Source organism: Thiocystis violacea (assembly GCF_016583575.1).
In the GTDB taxonomy this organism is placed as follows: Bacteria; Pseudomonadota; Gammaproteobacteria; order Chromatiales; family Chromatiaceae; genus Thiocystis; species Thiocystis violacea.
The window spans coordinates 1-1626 of record NZ_NRRG01000133.1; the positions used below are offsets into that span (position 1 = coordinate 1).

Consider the following 1626-nt stretch of genomic DNA (forward strand, 5'->3'; position numbering starts at 1 on the left):
CCTGGTTCCGTGAACTGAATGAACCGTCTTCCAAGAATTCCCGTTACATAACAAGAGGATGGAGGTAAAATACGCCCATTCTAGGGCTCACCCGGCAGGTGACAAGTTGCGACGTTTCATCATCACGGAATCCGAGGCGGATCTTACCTCCCACGCGGGTCTTGGTCTCATTGGCGTGGCGTTGAATGAGCGCACCAACCTGGCGGCGGATGCTGCGGCGGTATCGCCGCTGCGGAGCGACGCCATGAGCCACGCCAATATGCTGTCGTGCTATGTGGCGCTGCTGTGTCTAGGCAAGAGCGACTTCGAGGCGATCAATGGGTTCCGAGAGGACGAGTTCTTCGCGACAGCGCTCGGCCTCGAGCAGGTCCCCTCCGAGGGCATCCTGCGCCAGCGCATGGATGCCCATGCCGCAGGGTACAGGCGTGTCGTGGAGGACGCGGTCATCGCATTTCTCAAGCGCAGCGGGGCCAAGCTGACGCCGCTGGGCAACGGCTTGATGCCGCTGGATTGCGATGTCACGCCCTTCGACAACTCCCAGTCGAAGAAGGAGGGCGTCTCGCGTACCTACAAAGGCATGGACGGCTACGCCCCGATGGCGGCCTATCTGGCCCAGGAGGGCTACTGCCTGGAGCTGGAGCTGCGTGCCGGCAGCCAGCACTGCCAGAAAGGCACCCCACAGTTTCTCGCCCGCGTGCTGGGGCGTGCCCGGCCGCTGACCGCCGCCCCCTTGCTGGTGCGCCTCGACGGGGGCAACGATGCCATCGAGAATATCGCCGTGATCGAGGCGCACAACGAGCAAGACGAGCGCGCGGCCCAGGTCCACTACCTGATCAAGTGGAATCCGCGCCAGGAAAGTCCCGAGCAGTGGCTCGCCTACGCCGAGGAGCACGGCGAGTGGAGCGAGCCGCGCCCGGGCAAGCGGGTCGCGCTGTTCGATGTGCTCGAGACGCGCACCCACGACGGCTACGCCTACACCTTGCGCCGGGTCATGCGCGTGATCGAGCGGCGCATCGACAAGCACGGGCAACAACTGCTGGTCCCGGAGGTCGAGCTCGAAGGCTGGTGGACGAGCCTGTGGTTCGATGAGCAGACGATCATCGCCCTGTACGCCGACCACGGCACCTCCGAGCAGTACCACAGCGAGTTCAAGACCGACCTCGACATCGAGCGCCTGCCCTCGGGGAAGTTCGCCACCAACGCCCTGGTCCTCGCCTGCGCCGTGCTCGCCTACAACATCCTGCGCTGGATCGGGCAAACCGGTCTGCTCGGCCCGGACGCCCCGCCGCGTCACCGCGCCAAGCGCCGGCGTATCCGCACCGTGATGCAGGAGCTGATGTACCTGGCCGCACGCCTGATCCACACCGGGCGACGGCTGAAGCTCGCCTTCGGCTACGCCTGCCCGGTGGTGCCCATCTTTCGGCGTCTCTACACGCAGCTGGCATGTACCTAGCTCCAATCGCTGCCGCCACATCAGCACTCGCGCCTCGCCGCGGCGGTATCCTTTTGTCTGTCGCCCGCAGCTTCTCGCCCAACCGCCCTTCCGTGGACCGATTCGTCCCCGCCCGGGCGCTATTCGCGTCGCTGAAATGAATTCCGGCATCGCTATTTGCCAAGAGGACGTTG

Annotated in this window: 1 protein-coding gene; it reads left to right on the forward strand. The window is 64.9% G+C overall.

The window, feature by feature from the left end; all coding sequences use genetic code 11:
- Positions 1-106: 106 nt before the first annotated feature.
- Positions 107-1453: an IS1380 family transposase gene (locus tag CKO27_RS23745; protein WP_200377382.1), complete on the forward strand. Its 1347-nt coding sequence runs from the start codon at positions 107-109 to the stop codon at positions 1451-1453.
- Positions 1454-1626 lie beyond the last annotated feature (173 nt).